General features: G+C 74.0%; 18 protein-coding genes and 1 pseudogene. 11 read left to right on the forward strand and 8 right to left on the reverse strand.

What is annotated here, in order from left to right:
• Positions 1 to 238: 238 nt before the first annotated feature.
• From DK389_RS33105 to DK389_RS28470, 8 genes are all read left to right on the forward strand, one after another.
• Positions 239 to 430: a hypothetical protein gene (locus tag DK389_RS33105; protein ID WP_162560922.1), complete on the forward strand. Its 192-nt coding sequence runs from the start codon at positions 239 to 241 to the stop codon at positions 428 to 430.
• 188 nt (positions 431 to 618) lie between these two features.
• A complete protein-coding gene (locus DK389_RS28440; RefSeq protein ID WP_162560923.1) occupies positions 619 to 2,235 on the forward strand; it encodes a secretin N-terminal domain-containing protein in 1,617 nt (538 codons plus the stop codon).
• Positions 2,236 to 2,240: 5 nt separating this feature from the next.
• Complete coding sequence (locus DK389_RS28445; RefSeq protein WP_418292082.1) at positions 2,241 to 2,855, forward strand: type II secretion system protein GspD; 615 nt, start codon at positions 2,241 to 2,243, stop codon at positions 2,853 to 2,855.
• 15 nt (positions 2,856 to 2,870) lie between these two features.
• Entirely contained in the window at positions 2,871 to 4,613 is a 1,743-nt protein-coding gene (locus DK389_RS28450; protein WP_109894806.1) for a GspE/PulE family protein, read from the forward strand.
• A gap of 196 nt (positions 4,614 to 4,809) precedes the next feature.
• A complete protein-coding gene (locus DK389_RS28455) occupies positions 4,810 to 5,829 on the forward strand; it encodes a type II secretion system F family protein (protein ID WP_418292083.1) in 1,020 nt (339 codons plus the stop codon).
• Positions 5,826 to 6,305 (forward strand): GspH/FimT family pseudopilin, encoded by a 480-nt coding sequence (locus tag DK389_RS28460; protein WP_109894810.1) that lies wholly within the window; start codon positions 5,826 to 5,828, stop codon positions 6,303 to 6,305. The genes DK389_RS28455 and DK389_RS28460 overlap by 4 nt, the downstream gene beginning before the upstream one ends.
• Complete coding sequence (locus DK389_RS28465; protein ID WP_109894812.1) at positions 6,289 to 6,702, forward strand: hypothetical protein; 414 nt, start codon at positions 6,289 to 6,291, stop codon at positions 6,700 to 6,702. The genes DK389_RS28460 and DK389_RS28465 overlap by 17 nt, the downstream gene beginning before the upstream one ends.
• On the forward strand, positions 6,699 to 7,325 hold the full coding sequence (locus tag DK389_RS28470) for a hypothetical protein (RefSeq protein ID WP_109894814.1): 627 nt from the start codon (positions 6,699 to 6,701) through the stop codon (positions 7,323 to 7,325). The genes DK389_RS28465 and DK389_RS28470 overlap by 4 nt, the downstream gene beginning before the upstream one ends.
• A 44-nt stretch (positions 7,326 to 7,369) precedes the next feature.
• Here the strand turns inward: DK389_RS28470 and DK389_RS28475 are convergent, their stop codons facing one another.
• On the reverse strand, positions 7,370 to 7,933 hold the full coding sequence (locus DK389_RS28475) for a prepilin peptidase (RefSeq protein WP_109894816.1): 564 nt from the start codon (positions 7,931 to 7,933) through the stop codon (positions 7,370 to 7,372).
• A gap of 32 nt (positions 7,934 to 7,965) precedes the next feature.
• Between DK389_RS28475 and DK389_RS34700 the strand changes: the two genes are divergently transcribed.
• Together DK389_RS34700 and DK389_RS28485 are read left to right on the forward strand one after the other, a co-directional pair.
• Positions 7,966 to 8,664, forward strand: coding sequence for a hypothetical protein (locus tag DK389_RS34700; RefSeq protein WP_236960417.1), 699 nt, complete (start codon positions 7,966 to 7,968; stop codon positions 8,662 to 8,664).
• Between the two features lie 295 nt (positions 8,665 to 8,959).
• Positions 8,960 to 9,166, forward strand: coding sequence for a hypothetical protein (locus tag DK389_RS28485; RefSeq protein WP_109894818.1), 207 nt, complete (start codon positions 8,960 to 8,962; stop codon positions 9,164 to 9,166).
• Positions 9,167 to 9,193: 27 nt separating this feature from the next.
• Here the strand turns inward: DK389_RS28485 and DK389_RS28490 are convergent, their stop codons facing one another.
• The 4 genes from DK389_RS28490 to DK389_RS28500 form a co-directional block, all read right to left on the reverse strand.
• A complete protein-coding gene (locus DK389_RS28490) occupies positions 9,194 to 9,913 on the reverse strand; it encodes a DUF4214 domain-containing protein (RefSeq protein WP_109894820.1) in 720 nt (239 codons plus the stop codon).
• 245 nt (positions 9,914 to 10,158) lie between these two features.
• Positions 10,159 to 10,410, reverse strand: coding sequence for a hypothetical protein (locus DK389_RS28495; protein ID WP_109894822.1), 252 nt, complete (start codon positions 10,408 to 10,410; stop codon positions 10,159 to 10,161).
• Positions 10,411 to 10,512: 102 nt separating this feature from the next.
• The gene (locus DK389_RS33575; protein WP_194075129.1) at positions 10,513 to 10,653 is read right to left on the reverse strand and encodes a hypothetical protein; all 141 of its coding nucleotides are present in this window, start codon (positions 10,651 to 10,653) and stop codon (positions 10,513 to 10,515) included.
• Positions 10,653 to 10,892, reverse strand: a complete 240-nt coding sequence (locus DK389_RS28500; protein WP_109894824.1) for a hypothetical protein — start codon at positions 10,890 to 10,892, stop codon at positions 10,653 to 10,655. Before DK389_RS28500 ends, DK389_RS33575 begins: the two co-directional genes overlap by 1 nt.
• A 282-nt stretch (positions 10,893 to 11,174) precedes the next feature.
• Between DK389_RS28500 and DK389_RS28505 the strand changes: the two are divergent.
• Positions 11,175 to 12,592, forward strand: a pseudogene (locus DK389_RS28505) (carbohydrate porin).
• A 17-nt stretch (positions 12,593 to 12,609) separates the two neighbouring features.
• Here the strand turns inward: DK389_RS28505 and DK389_RS28510 are convergent.
• The 3 genes from DK389_RS28510 to DK389_RS28520 all read right to left on the reverse strand — a co-directional run bounded on the left by DK389_RS28510 (position 12,610) and on the right by DK389_RS28520 (position 15,054).
• On the reverse strand, positions 12,610 to 13,431 hold the full coding sequence (locus DK389_RS28510) for an alpha/beta fold hydrolase (RefSeq protein WP_109894826.1): 822 nt from the start codon (positions 13,429 to 13,431) through the stop codon (positions 12,610 to 12,612).
• A 143-nt stretch (positions 13,432 to 13,574) separates the two neighbouring features.
• On the reverse strand, positions 13,575 to 14,117 hold the full coding sequence (locus DK389_RS28515; RefSeq protein WP_109894828.1) for a hypothetical protein: 543 nt from the start codon (positions 14,115 to 14,117) through the stop codon (positions 13,575 to 13,577).
• Between the two features lie 115 nt (positions 14,118 to 14,232).
• Entirely contained in the window at positions 14,233 to 15,054 is an 822-nt protein-coding gene (locus DK389_RS28520; protein ID WP_109894830.1) for an SDR family NAD(P)-dependent oxidoreductase, read from the reverse strand.
• Between the last annotated feature and the right edge of the window lie 174 nt (positions 15,055 to 15,228).

Genomic DNA, 15,228 nt, shown 5'->3' on the forward strand with positions numbered 1-15,228 from the left:
TGACGGGCCCGCTCGCCGCGAGCGGGGCCGAGGCTCCGCGCGCCGGCGCGTCGGCGCCCGCCCTGCCCGATCTGCACGCCGCGGGCGAGGCGAACCCGGCCGAGATGCTCATCGCGAAGCCCGTCTTCTCGCCGACCCGCACGCGCCCCTCCGCGAAGGCGCCGGTCCTGGTGGCTCAGGCGGTCGAGGCCCCCCTCCGCCGCCGCCCGCCGCGCCGCGACCCGTACCGAACTATACGATGGGCGGCGTGCTGATTTCCGCCTCCGGCCGGAAGGTGTTGCTCCGCAGGCACAAGGGCGACCGCGGGTGGTGGATCAGCGAGGGAAAATCAACCGCTGATGGGTGGAAAGTATTGACCGTCACCGCCGAAAACGTGAACCTGTCATGCGACGGTCAGGAAGTGCTCCTCTTCCTCCGCCCGCACAAGTGAGGGGGCCGGGGGCGGGCAGTGAGATGTTTCTGCCAGAACTTGTGGCGGGCCGCCATTTGCGTCGACTGAGGCGCCTTGCTCCCCGTCCGCCGGCCCGACTTCCGAACTCTCTCCTGACCCTTATCCTCAGCGGGATTGTTCTCGCGGGTCTCGCGGTCGCGCCCGCCGCGGCGGCGCCCCGGGGCGAGGTGCCGGACTGGAACGGGCGCGAGCCCGCCCCGGCCCTTCCCGACGACGGCAAGCGCCGGGCGGGCGCGAGCGCGCGCGCGCAGGATCCCACCGCCCCCGGCGCGCCCGACCGGGTCCGCGTCGGCATCGGCTCGGGCAAGTTCTACGGCGAGCCGAAGCCCGCCCGCGCGCCCGCGGAGGCCGCCTCCGGGACCCATACCCTCAACCTCGTCGATGCGAGCATCCAGGAGGCCGCGGCCGCGGTCCTCGGCGACATCGTCGGCACGAACTACACGATCGACCCGAAGCTCGAGGGCAAGGTCACGCTCCAGACCACGCATGCCGTCTCGAAGGCGGGCGCGGTGGAGCTGTTCGAGTCGGCGCTGCGCAACGTCGGCGGCGCGCTCGCCCGCAGCGGCAACATCGTGCGCGTCGTGCCGATCGAGCAGGCGACGGCGGGCGGCCGGGTCGGGATGGCCGACCGCGGCCCCGCGGGCGTCGGCAATTCCGTGAAGGTCCTGCCCCTGCGCTTCGTGGCGGCCGCCGAGATGAAGCGGCTCCTCGAGCCGATCGCCTCCTACGGGGGCGTCGTGCGGATCGACCCCTCGCGCAACGCGCTGCTCCTGTCCGGCACCGACCAGGAGATCGCCGCGATGCGGGAGGCGGCCGCCGTCTTCGACGTGAACTACATGAAGGGCATGTCCTTCGCCCTCGTGCCGGTGCGCTCCCTCGACCCGGAGGAGGTCGTCGAGAACCTGAGCAAGGCCTTCGCCACCAGCGGCGAGGGCGCGATGAGCGGGATGGTGCAGTTCATCCCGAACAAGCGCCTGAAATCCGTGCTCGTGATCTCGAAGCAGCCCGAGTACCTGCTCAGCGCCAAGTCCTGGATCCGCAATCTCGACGGCGTCGCCTCGGGCCGCCGCAAGGAGTTCTTCACCTACGTCCTGCGCAACCGGCAGGCGAAGGACGTGGTCGACGTCCTGAACGCGATGTTCTCCGACGAGACAGGCTCCCGCGAGGTCCGCTCCGCCCGCAGCGGCCGCACCGGGCTCGGCGACGGGCCGGGCAACGGGGCGCCCGTCGGCAACGGCAACGGCAATGGCAGCGGGTTCGGCGGCGACGGGGGCCCGGGCGGCGGCTTCTCGGTGGGCGGAGGCTCCCAGTTCGGCGGCGGCGCCTTCGGCGGAGGCGGCATCGCGGTCGGCGGCGGCTTCGGGGCGGGGGGCACGGGCCTCACCTCCTCCGAGCGCTTCCTCGACGGGCCGCTGCCCCGGGTCGACGAGAACGGGAGCTACCGCTCGGCCGGGATCGGCGCGGGCGACAACGGCGAGCCCCGCATCAAGATCGTCGCCGACCCCTCGCAGAACGCCCTCCTGATCCTCGCCGCCGAGAGCGATTACCGGCGGGTCGAGCGGGTGCTCGCCAATCTCGACGTGCTGCCGAACCAAGTTCTGATCGAGGCCACCATCGCCGAGGTCCAGCTCAACGACGACCTGCGCCTCGGCGTGCGCTGGTTCTTCCAGAACCGGGGCGGCACGCGCTCGGGCACCTTCTCGGACCTCCTGAGCGGGGCGGTCGGCTCGGCCTTCCCCGGCTTCTCCTTCGTGGCCAGGGCGGCGGGGGCCAGATCACGCTGAACGCGCTGAACGACGTCACCCGCGTCGACGTCCTCGCCTCCCCGAGCCTGATGGTGCTCGACCGGCGCACCGCCGTCCTGCAGATCGGCGACCAAGTGCCGATCCAGACCCAGTCGGCCCAGAGCATCCTGACCCCGGGCGCGCCGGTGGTGAACTCGATCGCCTACAAGGATACCGGCGTGATCCTCTCCGTGACGCCGCGGGTGAGCGAGTCCGGCCGCGTGCTCCTCGACATCGAGCAGGAGGTCTCGACGGTCCAGCGCACCACCTCCTCGAACATCGACTCGCCCTCCTTCGGCCGGCGCAAGGTGCGCACCACGGTCGTCGTCAACAACGGCGAGAGCATCACGCTCGGCGGCCTGATCCAGGACCGGACCACGATCGGGGAGACGCGGGTGCCGGTGCTCGGCGACCTGCCGATCATCGGCAACGCCTTCAAGGAGAAGCAGAACCTCGTCGAGAAGACCGAGCTCATCATCATGCTGACGCCCCGCGTCGTGCGCGACCTCAACGAGGCGGCGGCGGTCACCGACGAGTACCGCAACCGCGTCCGCAGCGTCATGCCGACCCGCGACCCCGTCCAGCGCCTGATGACGAACGTCAAGCGCAGCATCGAGTGAGCGGGGCCAAGCGGGATGGAACAGGTTCGGCCCTCGCTCCTCGGCCTCGATCCCGCCGCCCCCGCCTTCGCGGAGCGCTTCGGCGCCTTCCTGGCGCAGGAGGGCCTCCTCGACCGGGCGGCCGTCGAGCGGGCGCGCCGCGCCGCCGCCCTCTCGGGCGACCGCTTCGACGCGGTGCTGACGAAGCTCGGCCTCCTGTCGGAGCCGGCGCTCGCCGCGGGCCTCGCCCGCTTCCTCGGCCTGCCGCTCCACGTCCCGGCCGAGGGCCTCCCCGAGCGCCTGCTGCCCGACGCCCTGCCGGCCCGCTTCGTCACCGAGAACCGGGTCCTGCCCGTGCGCCTGGAGGGCGGCGCGCTGACGCTCGCGGTGGTCGACCCGTTCGACCGGCTGCCCCTCGAATCGGTCGGCCTCGTCGTCGACGCGCCCCTGCGGGTCGAGATCATCGCGCCCGCCGATTTCGAGCGCCTCGCCGCCCAGCTCTATGCCGGCCCGGAGGCGGCCGAGCCCGCCGGGGCGCTCGACGCCGACCACAGCGACACCGATCTGCAGCGCCTGCGCGACAGCGCGAGCGAGGCGCCTGTCATCCGCCTCCTCGACCAGATCATCGCGGGCGGCGTCGATGCGGGCGCCTCCGACATCTACATCGAGCCGACGCCCGGCTCCTTGCGCGTCCGCTACCGGGTCGACGGGGTGCTGCGGGTCGTGGACGAGGCGCCGGCCCGGCTCTCGCCGGCCATCGTCTCCCGCGTGAAGATCCTGGCCCGCCTCGACATCGCCGAGCGCCGCCTGCCCCAGGACGGCCGCATCAAGATCCCGGTGCGCGGCCACGAGGTCGATTTCCGCATCGCGACGATCCCGACCATCGACGGCGAGGCGGTGACGATGCGCGTCCTCGACCGCAGCCGCGTCACCCTCGATTTCGCGAGCCTCGGCTTCGACGCCGATCAGATCGAGACCATGCACCGGCTCGCGGCCGAGCCGAACGGGATCATCCTCGTCACCGGCCCCACCGGCAGCGGCAAGACCACGACGCTCTACACGATGCTGCGGCACGTGAACCGCCCGACCGCCAAGATCTTCACCGTCGAGGACCCGATCGAGTACCAGCTCGCCGGGATCAGCCAGGTCCAGACCCAGGAGGGTATCGGCCTCGACTTCCCGGCGATCCTGCGCTCGATCCTGCGCCACCACCCCGACATGATCATGATCGGCGAGATCCGCGACGAGGAGACGGCGCGCATCGCCGTGCAGGCCTCGCTCACCGGCCACCTCGTCTTCTCGACCCTCCACACCAACAGCGCCGCCGAGACCATCACGCGCCTGATCGACATGGGCATCGAGCACTTCCTGCTCGGCTCGACCGTGCGGGGCATCCTGGCGCAGCGGCTCGTCCGGCGTCTCTGCCCGGCCTGCGCCGCGCCCCAACCGGACGCGGACGTGCTGGCCGTCCACCTGTCCGAACGGGTGCCCGCCGTCTCGCGGCTCGGGGGCCCGGCCCTGCGCCGGCCGGTCGGCTGCGAGGCCTGCCAGGGCACGGGATTCTCGGGCCAGCTCTCCATCGCCGAGCTGATGCCCGTCGACACCACCCTGCGCGACGCCGTGCTGCGCCGCGCCTCCGGCACCGAGATCGAGGCGCTGGCGCGGCGCTCCGGCGTCCGCTCCCTCTACGAGGACGGGATCGTCAAGGCGTGGCAGGGCCTGACCGCGGTCGAGGAGGTGCTGCGCGTCACGAGCGGGATCGAGGCCCCGCCCGCATGAAGTACCGCTTCGAGGCGTTCGACGGGGCGGGCAACCTCGTGGTCGGGGAGATCGAGGCCGGCAGCGCGGACGAGGCGCGCGCCCTCGTCCAGGCGCGCGGGCCGACGCCGTTCTCGGTGCGCGAGGCCGGGGCCTTCGACCTCCTGTTCAAGGACATCCGCCTGGAGATGCCGGGGGCAAGGCCGCCGACGCGGCGCTGGCCCGGCTCGCCCGCGACCTCGCCGTGCTCCTGCAGGCGGACGTGCCCCTCGACGCCGCCCTGCGCATCGCCTCGGCCACCGCCGAGGACCGGCGCATGCGCGACCTCGCCCTGCGGATGCGGGAGGGCATCCTGCGGGGCGTCTCCCTCGGCGAGGTGATGGAGGGGATGCCGGACGCCTTCCGGCCCGATTACGTGCGCATCGTGCAGGCGGGCGACGTCAGCGCCGATCTCGGCGCCGCCATGCAGGACCTCGCCGACCTCCTCGACCGCCGGGTCGAGATCCGCGCCCGGGTCCGCTCGGCGCTCGCCTACCCGACCCTCCTCGTCGGGCTCGCCGCCGTCTCGCTCTGGATCGTGCTCGGCCTCCTCGTGCCCGCCGTGACGCCGATCTTCCGCGAGAGCGGCCTGGAACTGCCCGGCATCCTCGCCGTCCTCGACGGGCTGCGGGAGCGGTCGGGCACGATCCTCGGGCTCGTCGCCGGCCTCCTCGGCGCCCTCGGCCTCGCCCTGATCCTCGCCCGGCGCAGCCCCGGCTTCCGGCGCCGCCTCGACTGCCTGCTCCTCGCGCTGCCGGTCACGGGGCGCATCGCGGAGACCCGCGAGGCCGCCCGCTTCACCCGCACCTTCGCGACCCTGATCAAGGCGGGCGTCGCGCCCCTCCAGGCGCTCCAGACCGCCTGCGCCCTCGTGCACAACAGCTTCACCCGGGGGCAGCTGGAGACGACGGTCACCGACGTGCGGGCGGGCTCCACGATCGGCGCGGCGATGGAGCGGGCCGGCGCCCTGCCGCTCGCCGCCCGCCACATGATCACGGTCGGCGAGGAGAGCGGGCGCCTGCGCGACATGCTCCTGCGCGCGGCCCTGATCCTGGAGCGGCAGGACCAGACCCAGACCGCGCGCCTCCTCGCCATCCTGACGCCCACCGTGACCGTGCTCGTCTCCGGGATGATCGCGGCCGTGATCCTCTCGGTGATGAGCGCGATCCTCTCGATCAACGACCTCGCCCTGCAATGACGGCCCCCCGCCCCGGACGGTCGCCGGAGGCGGGCTTCAGCCTGATCGAGATCCTGGTCGCCGTCGCGATCGTGGCCGGAATCGCGCTGCTCGCCGCGCCCCTCCTGCGGCGCCCGCCGGCCGAGCTGCAGCTGCGGGCCGATCTCGGCCGGCTCGCCGCGGCCCTGCGGACCACCCGGGCGGCCGCGATGATGCGCAACGAGCCCCTCGGCCTCGTCCTCGACGTGGAGCACCGCCGCTTCGCCTCCCCGGCGGTGCCGCAGGGCGCCCTCGACCCGCGCACCGAGATCTCGCTTCAGGTCGCGGACCCGGCCGAGCGGGCGGGCTCCTCCGGCCGCATCCGCTTCTTCCCGAGCGGCCGCTCGACGGGCGGGCGGATCCGCCTGCGCCTCGGCGCCGCGGAGGGGCGGCTCGACGTCGTGTGGGCGACGGGGCAGGTCTTCAGCGAGGTCGCGAACCGTGCCGCCGGCCGCTGAGGAGGCGCGCCCGGCCGAGGGCGGCTTCACGCTGCTCGAGTTCCTGGCCGCCTTCGCGATCCTGACCCTGTTCCTGTCCGCGATCCTCGCCGCCCTCGCGGTGGCGATCCGGGGCGACCACCAGGCCGCCTTCCTCACGCTCGGCAGCGCCCTCGCCAAGGGCCGGCTCGCGGCGGCCGGCATCGACTACCCGCTCCGCCCGGGGACGACCGGAGGCGTGCTGCCGAACGGCTACCTGTGGCAGGCCGAGATCGGCCGCTACGCCCGCGTGCCGCTCGGCCAGGACCGGAGCGCCGCCGGCTACCGCGTGGCGGTGACGGTGGCCGAGCCGCCGGAGCGCGGCGGGCGCTCGCTCACCCTGCGCTCGATCGTCCTCGACCGGGAGGGGCGGCGATGAGTGCCCCCAGCCGCCGGCAGCAGGGATTCGTGATCGCCGAGGCGCTCGTCGCGCTCCTCCTCCTCGCCCTCACCCTGGGCCTTGCCGCCAACGTCTTCAGCTTCGGGCGCCGGATCGCGCAGGCCGGCCAGGGCCGGGACGTCCTCGCCCGGACGGTCGCGGGCAGCGGCGCCCTCGGTGGCTGGCTCGCCGCGGCCGCCCCGATCCGCACGGTGACGCCGACGGGCCCCGGGCCGGTCCTGTTCGAGGGGCGGCCCGACCGCCTCACCTTCGTGACGGCGAGCCGGGGCGACGTGCAGCCCGCGGGGCTCCTCGCCGTGACGGTCGGCTTCAACGGCCGCGACCGGGACGCACGGACGGGCTCGATCCTGTTCGACGTCGCCCCCCTCGCCGTCGGCGAGGCGCTGCTGCCCGACCAGGTGGCGCGCGAGCCCCTGATCGCCCGCGTCGCCGCGGCCCGCTTCCGCTATTTCGGCGCGCTCGCCGAGGACCGCCCGGCGGCGTGGTACGACGACTGGACCGACGCGACCCGGCTGCCGGAGCTCGTCCAGCTCCGGGCGAACCTCGATCTCGGCGGCCGCATCGAGCCCCTCGACCTCTCCTTCCGCCTGCCGGGCTCGTGAGCCCGCGCCCCCGCGGCTGCGGGGCCCGTGCCGGGCTGCTCCCCTCAGCCGAGCGCCCGGTCGATGAGGTCGAGGACGCTCGTCCCGCTGCCGATCTGCAGGGCGGCGACGGCGGCGGTGCCGAGCGCCAGGAAGGGCCCGAACGGGATGCGGCGGCCGGTGTCGAAGCCGGGATCGAGGAGGCGCCGGGTGCCCATGTAGGCGAGCGCCGTCAGGCTCGCCGCGAGGAGCATGGGCGCGAGCCCTTCGAGCCCGGTCCAGGTGCCGGCGGCGGCGACGAACTTGACGTCGCCGAGGCCGAGGCCGTGATAGCCCCGGCGCGACCGGAACGCGGCCCGCACCCCGAGGAGCAGGCCGCCGCCGAGGAGCGCGCCGGCGAGCGCCGAGGCGGGCTCGACCGTGCCGAGAAGGAGGCTCGCGGACAGCCCCGTGACGAGGATCATCAGGTTGACCGCGTCCGGGATGATCATCGCCCGGATGTCGACCGCCGCCGCCGTGGCGGCCAGCAGCAGGAGGACGAGGAGGGCGCCGGCCTCGGGCGCCGCGCTCAGCACGGGACCCGCCCGCCGGGTCCCACCGGCGCCGGCGCGGGCCCGCCCTCGCGCCATTCCCGGATGCTGTAGCCCGCCGGAGGGCCGGCGTGACCTCGACGATCGCCTCGCGGGCGACGCGGGCGCCGGTGCGCGTCACCGCCTCGCCGCGGATCAGGAAGACCCGCCCCGGCGCCTGCGCGAGGAAGAAGGGCACGTTCGCGCGCTCGGCCTCGGCGCGGCTCCGCGCGCCGGAGACGGCCCGCAGGGTCGCGGTCGCGGCGACCTGGGCGTTGAGGCCTGGGCTCCCGGTATGGACCGTGACCATGGGCAGGAGCGTCTCGAACAGGGGCCGGTCGACGCCCGGCACCCGGGCGAGCTCCATCACCGAGCGGAACAGCACGGGCGCCTCCGGGCGGCCGGAGGCGGCCTGCGGGCCGTTCACGGCCGGTCGGTCCGCCTGCGCCTGCTGCTCCCGGCCCCGTGCCGCGGCCTCGCGCAGGCGCAGGAGGCTCCGCGCGGCGGCCCCCGTCTCGGGCCCGGCGCCCCGCAGGAGGGCGGCGACGAGCTCGGGCGCGGCCGTGTTGAGGTCGACCTTGCCGCTCTCGTTGACGACCGAGACGGCGAGCGTGGTGCCGTCCTCCAGGCTGCAGAGGCGCGGGGCGCCCTCCGGGCCGAAGCGGGCGGCCATCCGCTCCCCGCCGGGCAGGCCGGCCAGGAGATCGAGGATCGCGATCGCCACGGCGCCCTCGGCCCCGGCCTCGGCGCGGGCGAGCTGCGCGGCGGCGCGCGCCTCGATCGCCCGGTAGCGGGCCGTCGCGATGTAGGTGACGAGCATCAGCCCGATCAGGCCGATCATCCAGATCACCGCGACGAGGGCGAAGCCGTCCGCGCCGTCCGCCGGGGCGGCGCGCTCGCGGTGCGGTTCAGTGGCGGGCGGGACCATCGGGACGGCTCGGAAGGGAGGACGGACCGGGCGCCCCGTCGCTCGAGCTTGACCCTAGCACGGGCGGGCGCCGCCCGCTTGCCCGTCCGGGCCGGCCCGCCCTACCCTGCCCCGGCCGCACCGGGGAGCCGGTGCCGGCCCGATCCCGGAGGCGCGGCATGGACGAGCGGGCGATCACGGAAGTGGAGGAGGTGGCCGACGCGGTGATCGATCTGATCGCGCGGCGCCTGAATTCGGGCGTCCGCGCCACCGCGATCGCGGCGGGCATCGCGGTGGCGCTGACCCGCCTCGGCGAGACCGGCGCGCGGGGCGCGGAGCTGCGCGACGCGATCCTCGCCGTCCTGCAGCAGAAGCCGCCGGCCTGAGGACCGCGCCCCGTCCGGCGGCCCGGCTCAGATGTGCCAGGCCTGCTCGACGCCGGCCGCGAGGTGGTGGTGCGCCTCGCCCGAATCGGTGATGGCGGCGGCCACCGCGGCGCGGGAGACGCCGTGCTCGAGCTGATCCTGCCAGTAGCGCGCCCCGCCCGCATCGGCGGAGCGCCCGAGGGCGTGCTCGAACAGGTCCTCGACGTAGGCCGCGTTGCCGAGGCCGGCCGCGCGGCCCTGGTACTCGGCCGAGCCGAGGAAGGCCTGCGCCACGTCGTGCAGCGAGGCGCCGTGCTCGATCGCGTCCCGGAAATGGTGCAGCCCGCCCGCATCGGGGGCGCGGTTCAGGAGGCCGTAATAGAGCCGCGCCACGTCGCCGGCCTCGAACGCGCCCCGGAGCTGGGCGAGATGCTCGTTCGACAGGACGAAGCCGAGCGCCACGTCCTCCCGCGAGGCGCCGTGGCTCAGCTGGCCGGCCCAGTAGGCCACGCCGCCGTCGTCGCCGGCCCGGTGCAGGTTGTCCTCGTACAGTTTGTTGACGAAGCTGCGGTCGTCGAGGCCGTCGTGGCGGCCCCTGCCCTCGGTGGTTTTCAGGAGCTTCTCGGCGATGTCGTGGATCGAATCGAGGCCGCTGACATGCCCCAGCCAGAACTGGAGGCCGCCCGCGTCCGGCGCCCGCCCGAGCAGGCCGTCGTACAGGGCATAGACCAGGCTGTCGTCCGCGCCGACCAGATCGTCGAGGCCCATCGTTCTCTCCCCCCTGCACCGTCGAATCCGGCCGAAGGCGGCGCCGATCGCGCCGCGTCAAGTCCGGCCCCGGACCACGACTGGCATCGGTGAGGACATCCCGAAACGGCCTTTCGTCCGGCGCGGTTCGGACCAAGGTCCGAGACCTCGGTCCGTTGACAGGACGGGACGGGCGGCGCTCGCCCCGGTCCGTGCCGAAGCGGACGATCCGGCTCAGGCGGGCCGGGCGCTGCAGGAAAGCCCGCTCAGGCGGGCCGGGCGATGCCGGAGAGGCCGCCGAGGCTCGCGAAGCCCGCCGTGGTGCGGGCGGTCCCGATCGCCTGCAGGGTGGCGTCCGGCGCCCCGCAGGTCAGGGCGCGCAGTTCCAGCATCAGGAGGCTGAGGAAGAGGTGGTCGGCGCCGCTCTTGCTGCCGCTCTTGCCGCTCCCGTCGAGGAGGCGCAGGAGTTCCCGCATGAAGGCGCAGGCGGGGGCGGCCGGGGATGCTTCCGGGGGCATGGCGCACGGCTCCTCGCGCCTGCGGGCACGAATCACAGTCTCGCGGATCGGACGCGGCGCGCCATCACCCAGGTTAACGCGGGATGCGGGTGGTCCGGGCGCCTACGGAGCCGGCTGGACCCAGCGGAGCACCGCGGCCAGGCGCTCGGCCTGCGGGCGGGTCAGCCCCGAGCAGAGGGCGGTGCCGTTGCGGAAGACGGCGAAGCGCCCGTCTGCGGTGAGGCGCACCTTGATCGAGGCCATCAGGCGCCCAGGCCCGACAGGCGCTCCAGGGCGCTGAGGCCGGTCTCGGTGATCCGCCAAGTCGCGAAGGCGCCACCGGATTCGAGGCCGACGGAGCGTAGATCGCCCCGGCTTTCGAGGGCGAGGAGTCTGCTGTGGTCGCCGGGCCAAGTTCTGTCCGGCTTTTGCTTGATCGAGATCTGACGGTCGTCTGCCTCTGCAGCCTGCCTGAGGAGGCGTCGCTCGTGATTGATCAGCATCTAGTCTCCCGGTCCGGGGGGAATCGTGCCTACTACTTAGGTAGAGACTGGACCATATGGTCAAGCTTGGCAACCCACCCGCGGGCGAAGGCCGGGATTCGGGTGGTGACAAGGGCAGCTCTCGCCCTCGGCGGCGGCCTCGGCGATACTGGCGCGAGCGGGGCGCGTGCGACCCCCGGCGAACCGGAGACCGCGTTGACCGCCCGCATCCCCGCCGCGACCGGACAGACGGGGCGCCTCTTCCGCCGGGCCGCCGGCGCCGCGCTGGCGGCCGGCCTCTGCATTTTCGGGGCCTCGCCCCAGGCGCAGCAGCTGGCCTTCCCGCGCTTCCGCGGCGCGGGCGACGACCCGCGCACCGCCATCGCACAGCCCGAGACGACGAGCCAGGCCTCGGGCGGCTACGTCAGCTCGGTCGAGCCCTCCCTCGGCCCCTCGGAGACCCGCTCGGGCTGCGGCCCGTGCTGAAGGCGTGGGGCATCGAGTACAGCCTGACCTACGTCGCCGACGCCCTCGGCAACCCGGTCGGCGGCCTGCGCCGGGGCGCGATCGCCGAGGATCGCCTGAACCTGCGCCTCAACCTGAACCTTGAGCGGCTCGTCGGCTGGGAGGGCGGGACGATCCACGCCAACGCCTACTTCATCCACGGCACCGGCCTGTCGCGCTACTTCGTCGGCAACCTCATGACGACGAGCGTGATCGAGGCCCTGCCCGCGACGCGTCTCTACGTGCTGTGGTTCGACCAGCGCCTCCTCGACGGCAAGCTCGCGCTCCGCGCCGGGCAGCTCGCGGCCGATACCGAGTTCATCGTCAGCCAGACCGCGACGCTGTTCGTGAACTCGACCTTCGGCTGGCCGGCCATCACCGGCCTCAACCTGCCGAGCGGCGGGCCGGCCTACCCGCTCGCCACGCCGGCGGTGCGGGCCAAATACACGCCGGACGACAAGCTCTCCCTGCAGGTCGGGCTGTTCGACGGCGATCCGGCCGGCGCGAACCGGCCCGGCCCGGACCCCGAGCCGCAGCGGCTCGACCGCAGCGGCACGAATTTCCGCACGCACGATCCGGCCCTCGTCGTCGCGGAAGCCGCCTACGCCTACAACACGGACAACGACCCGGCGACGCTGCCCGGCACCGTGACCCTCGGCGGCTGGCAGAATTTCGGGCGGTTCGAGGATCTGCGCCTCGACAGCGCGGGCCGCCCGCTGGCCGACCCGGCCTCGACCGGGATCGGGCGGCGCCTGCGCGGCAATGCCGGCCTCTACGGAATCCTCGACCAGACGCTCTACCGGGAGCCCGGTAAGGAGGACGAGGGCCTGAGCGCCTTCGTGCGCGCCTCCCTCTCCCCGACGCGCAGCAGCCTGATCTACACTTACCTCGACGGTGGCCTCGCCTACCGGGGCCTGTTCCCGGGGCGGGAGAGCGACACGCTCGGCCTCAGCGTCGCCTACGCGCATGTCAGCGCGGCGGCGCGCCGGGCGGACCGGGACGCGAACCTCTACGCGGGCGTGCCGGGGCCCGTGCGCCGGGCGGAGACGGTGATCGAGGCGACCTACCAGGCCGTCGTCGTGCCGGGCTTCACCGTGCAGCCCGACGTCCAGTACATCCTCCGGCCCGGCGGCGGCATCGCCAACCCCTACGACCCGGCCGGGCGGCGCGTGCGCAACGCCGCCGTGCTCGGCGTCCGGGCGACCGTGCAGTACTGACCCGTCGGGGGCGTCGCTCAGCTCCGCAGGAAGGCGAGCAGATCGTCGGTCAGGCGCTCGGCATGCGTGAACGGCACCGCGTGCGGGGCGCCCTCGTAGACCGCGAGCTGCGCGCCGGGGATCGCCGCCGCGGCGGCCTTGCCGCTCACCGCGAAGGGCACGGTCTGGTCGTCGTCGCCGTGGATCACCAGGGTCGGCACCCGGAAGGCCGCCATGTCGCCGCGGAAATCGGTCCAGCCGAAGGCCCGCACGCAATCGACCGTGGCCTTCGGCGAGGCCAGCATGGCGACCTCGCCGGTCCACGCCATCAGCTCAGTCGAGGACGGCGCGGAGAACACGCCGGCCCCGAAGAAGGTCTTGGCGAATTGGGCGAGGAAGTGCGGCCGGTCCGCCCGGAGGCCGTCGATCATGCCGGTGAACACGCTCTCGTCGACCCCCTCCGGATGGTCAGCATTCTTCACGAGCATGGGCGTCACGGCGGAGACGAGCACGGCCTTCGAGACGCGCGCGCTGCCGTGACGCGACAGGTAGCGGGCGACCTCGCCGCCGCCCATCGAGAAGCCGACAAGGGCAACGTCCTGCAGGTCGAGGGCGTCGAGCACCGCCTTCAGATCGTCCGCGAAGGTGTCGTAATCGTAGCCCGCCCAGGGCTGGTCGGAGCGCCCGAAGCCGCGCCGGTCGTAGGCGATCGTGCGGAAGCCCGCCTCGGTCAGGGCCGGCTGCTGGTACTCCCACATGTCGGCGTCGAGCGGCCATCCGTGGATGAGGACGACCGGCCGGCCGCTCCCCCAATCCTTGTAGAACAGCCGCGTACCGTCCTGGGCTTCGATGTAGGGCATGTCGGATCCTGCCTTCGTGGGGTGCGCATGCTGGTTTCGGAGGGGGCCGGGATCTCTCGGATCGCTGTCGCGGCGGAGCCGCCGCCCTGGCCGGAGGGTCCCGTGCCCGCGAGCCGGCGCAGGCGGCGCCGGCCCGGGGCGTGTCATTCGTCGTCGGAGGCGTCGGACGCGTCGGGGTCGAGGGGCTCGTCCGCGACGTCCGGCAGGGCGGGGCTGGCCGGAGCCACGCGCAGGGTGGGGCCGGCCGGCGCCGCGCGCAGGGCCGTGCGGGGCGCCGCGACGACCGGTGCCTCCGCCAGCCGCGTGTCCGAGGGCAGCATCTCCGCGCCCACCGCGACGAGCCCCGCGAGGGCGCGCAGGTCGTCGGGCTGGCGCGGATCCCGCGAGATCGTCTCGGCCTCCCGCTGCAGGCGCGCATTGCAGGCGCGCGACGCCATCCCGGTGTCCGGCGTGCAGGCGTCGTGGCGCGCGCAGGCCGCGTCGAGCGCGTCGATCGGGGCGAGCGGCCCATTGTTCCCCGGCCCGCAATAATTCCCGTGCAGGAGGAGCGCCGGCCCCCGGCCGGAATTCCCCTGCAGGACGGCCGGCCCACGGCCGGCTGGGCCGGATTGCGCCGCGGCGGACTGGATCGAGCCGGGGGAAGCGGCGCCGAGCGTCAGCAGGATGGGGAGTGCGAAGCGAACCATGATGTCTCTCGTCGGTCTGGGAATCGGGATTCCGTCATGCGCCCGGGGCCGGTCCGCGTCGGTGCGGGCCCGGAACCGGGCATCCGGCCGGAGCGTGCGGCCGGGGCGCGCGGCGTCACCCGGCCGAGCCGGGCTCGGCCATCCGGCGGTGGATCTGCGCCGCGACCTTGTCCGGCAGCGCGTCGGTGACGGCGCTCAGAACCTTGTTCTTCAGGGTCGGCACCACCTTGTCCCGGCCCGCCTGCATCGCCTCGAAGGCCGCCTCCGCGACGAGGGCCGGGTCGTCCTTGCCCTCCGAGGCGCCGACCTTGGTGTCGAGCATCCCGGCACGGTTGAAGAAGTTCGTCTCCGTCACGCCCGGCATCAGCACGCTCACGCCGATGCCGGTGTCGCGGAGTTCGTCGCGCAGGGCCTCGCCGAACCAGCGCAGGAACACCTTGGTGGCGCCGTAGACCGCCTCGTACGGGTCCGGCATGGCGGCCGAGATCGAGGAGGTGAACAGGATCTTGCCGGCATCCCGCGCCACCATGTCCCGCAGCACGAGCTTCGTGAGTTGCACGGCGCCCCGCACGTTGAGGTCGATCATCCGCAGCTCCCGCGCGAGGTCGGTCTCGGCGAAGGGGCCGCCGAGGCCGGTGCCGGCATTCACGCAGAGGGCGTCGACGGGCCGGCCGGCCGCGCGGATCGCCGCGTAGAGGCCCGCGACGCCGTCCTCGCGCGCGAGGTCGGCGGCGTGAATCGTCACCGCGCCGCCGCCCGCCGAGAGCCTGCCGGCGGCTTCCGTTAGCCTGCTGGCGGCTTGAGTGAGGTGCCCCTCATCCTCGGCGGCGATCAGCACGTCGTGGCCGTTCTCGACGAAGTGTCTCGCTAGTTCGAAGCCGATGCCGTTCGAGCCGCCGGTGACGACGGCGAACGGGCGGCGTTGGGTGTCGGACATGAAGCCTCCGGTTGCAGCGGCCAACCGAGGCTCTTCCCCGGATGTTCCCCGGCAAGCCTGCGCCGGCCGGTGCCGGAACCGGCCGGAGCCCCCCCGCCCGAGGGGCTCTCGGTTTCGTGATCCGGTCGGCCGGCGCGCCGGCCGGGAACACATCGGGTCCGGGGCGATTGCACC

The sequence above is a fragment of the Methylobacterium durans genome (genome assembly GCF_003173715.1).
GTDB classification, from domain to species: domain Bacteria; phylum Pseudomonadota; class Alphaproteobacteria; order Rhizobiales; family Beijerinckiaceae; genus Methylobacterium; species Methylobacterium durans.

What these genes read in the sequence shown, in the direction of transcription:
- DK389_RS33105 (WP_162560922.1), top strand. Translation starts at nt 239, where the DNA reads ATGGGCGGCGTGCTGATTTCCGCCTCCGGCCGGAAGGTGTTGCTCCGC.
- DK389_RS28450 (WP_109894806.1), top strand. Translation starts at nt 2,871, where the DNA reads ATGGAACAGGTTCGGCCCTCGCTCCTCGGCCTCGATCCCGCCGCCCCC.
- DK389_RS28460 (WP_109894810.1), top strand. Translation starts at nt 5,826, where the DNA reads ATGACGGCCCCCCGCCCCGGACGGTCGCCGGAGGCGGGCTTCAGCCTG.
- DK389_RS28470 (WP_109894814.1), top strand. Translation starts at nt 6,699, where the DNA reads ATGAGTGCCCCCAGCCGCCGGCAGCAGGGATTCGTGATCGCCGAGGCG.
- DK389_RS28475 (WP_109894816.1), bottom strand. Translation starts at nt 7,933, where the DNA reads ATGGCGCGAGGGCGGGCCCGCGCCGGCGCCGGTGGGACCCGGCGGGCG.
- DK389_RS28485 (WP_109894818.1), top strand. Translation starts at nt 8,960, where the DNA reads ATGGACGAGCGGGCGATCACGGAAGTGGAGGAGGTGGCCGACGCGGTG.
- DK389_RS28490 (WP_109894820.1), bottom strand. Translation starts at nt 9,913, where the DNA reads ATGGGCCTCGACGATCTGGTCGGCGCGGACGACAGCCTGGTCTATGCC.
- DK389_RS28495 (WP_109894822.1), bottom strand. Translation starts at nt 10,410, where the DNA reads ATGCCCCCGGAAGCATCCCCGGCCGCCCCCGCCTGCGCCTTCATGCGG.
- DK389_RS33575 (WP_194075129.1), bottom strand. Translation starts at nt 10,653, where the DNA reads ATGGCCTCGATCAAGGTGCGCCTCACCGCAGACGGGCGCTTCGCCGTC.
- DK389_RS28500 (WP_109894824.1), bottom strand. Translation starts at nt 10,892, where the DNA reads ATGCTGATCAATCACGAGCGACGCCTCCTCAGGCAGGCTGCAGAGGCA.
- DK389_RS28510 (WP_109894826.1), bottom strand. Translation starts at nt 13,431, where the DNA reads ATGCCCTACATCGAAGCCCAGGACGGTACGCGGCTGTTCTACAAGGAT.
- DK389_RS28515 (WP_109894828.1), bottom strand. Translation starts at nt 14,117, where the DNA reads ATGGTTCGCTTCGCACTCCCCATCCTGCTGACGCTCGGCGCCGCTTCC.
- DK389_RS28520 (WP_109894830.1), bottom strand. Translation starts at nt 15,054, where the DNA reads ATGTCCGACACCCAACGCCGCCCGTTCGCCGTCGTCACCGGCGGCTCG.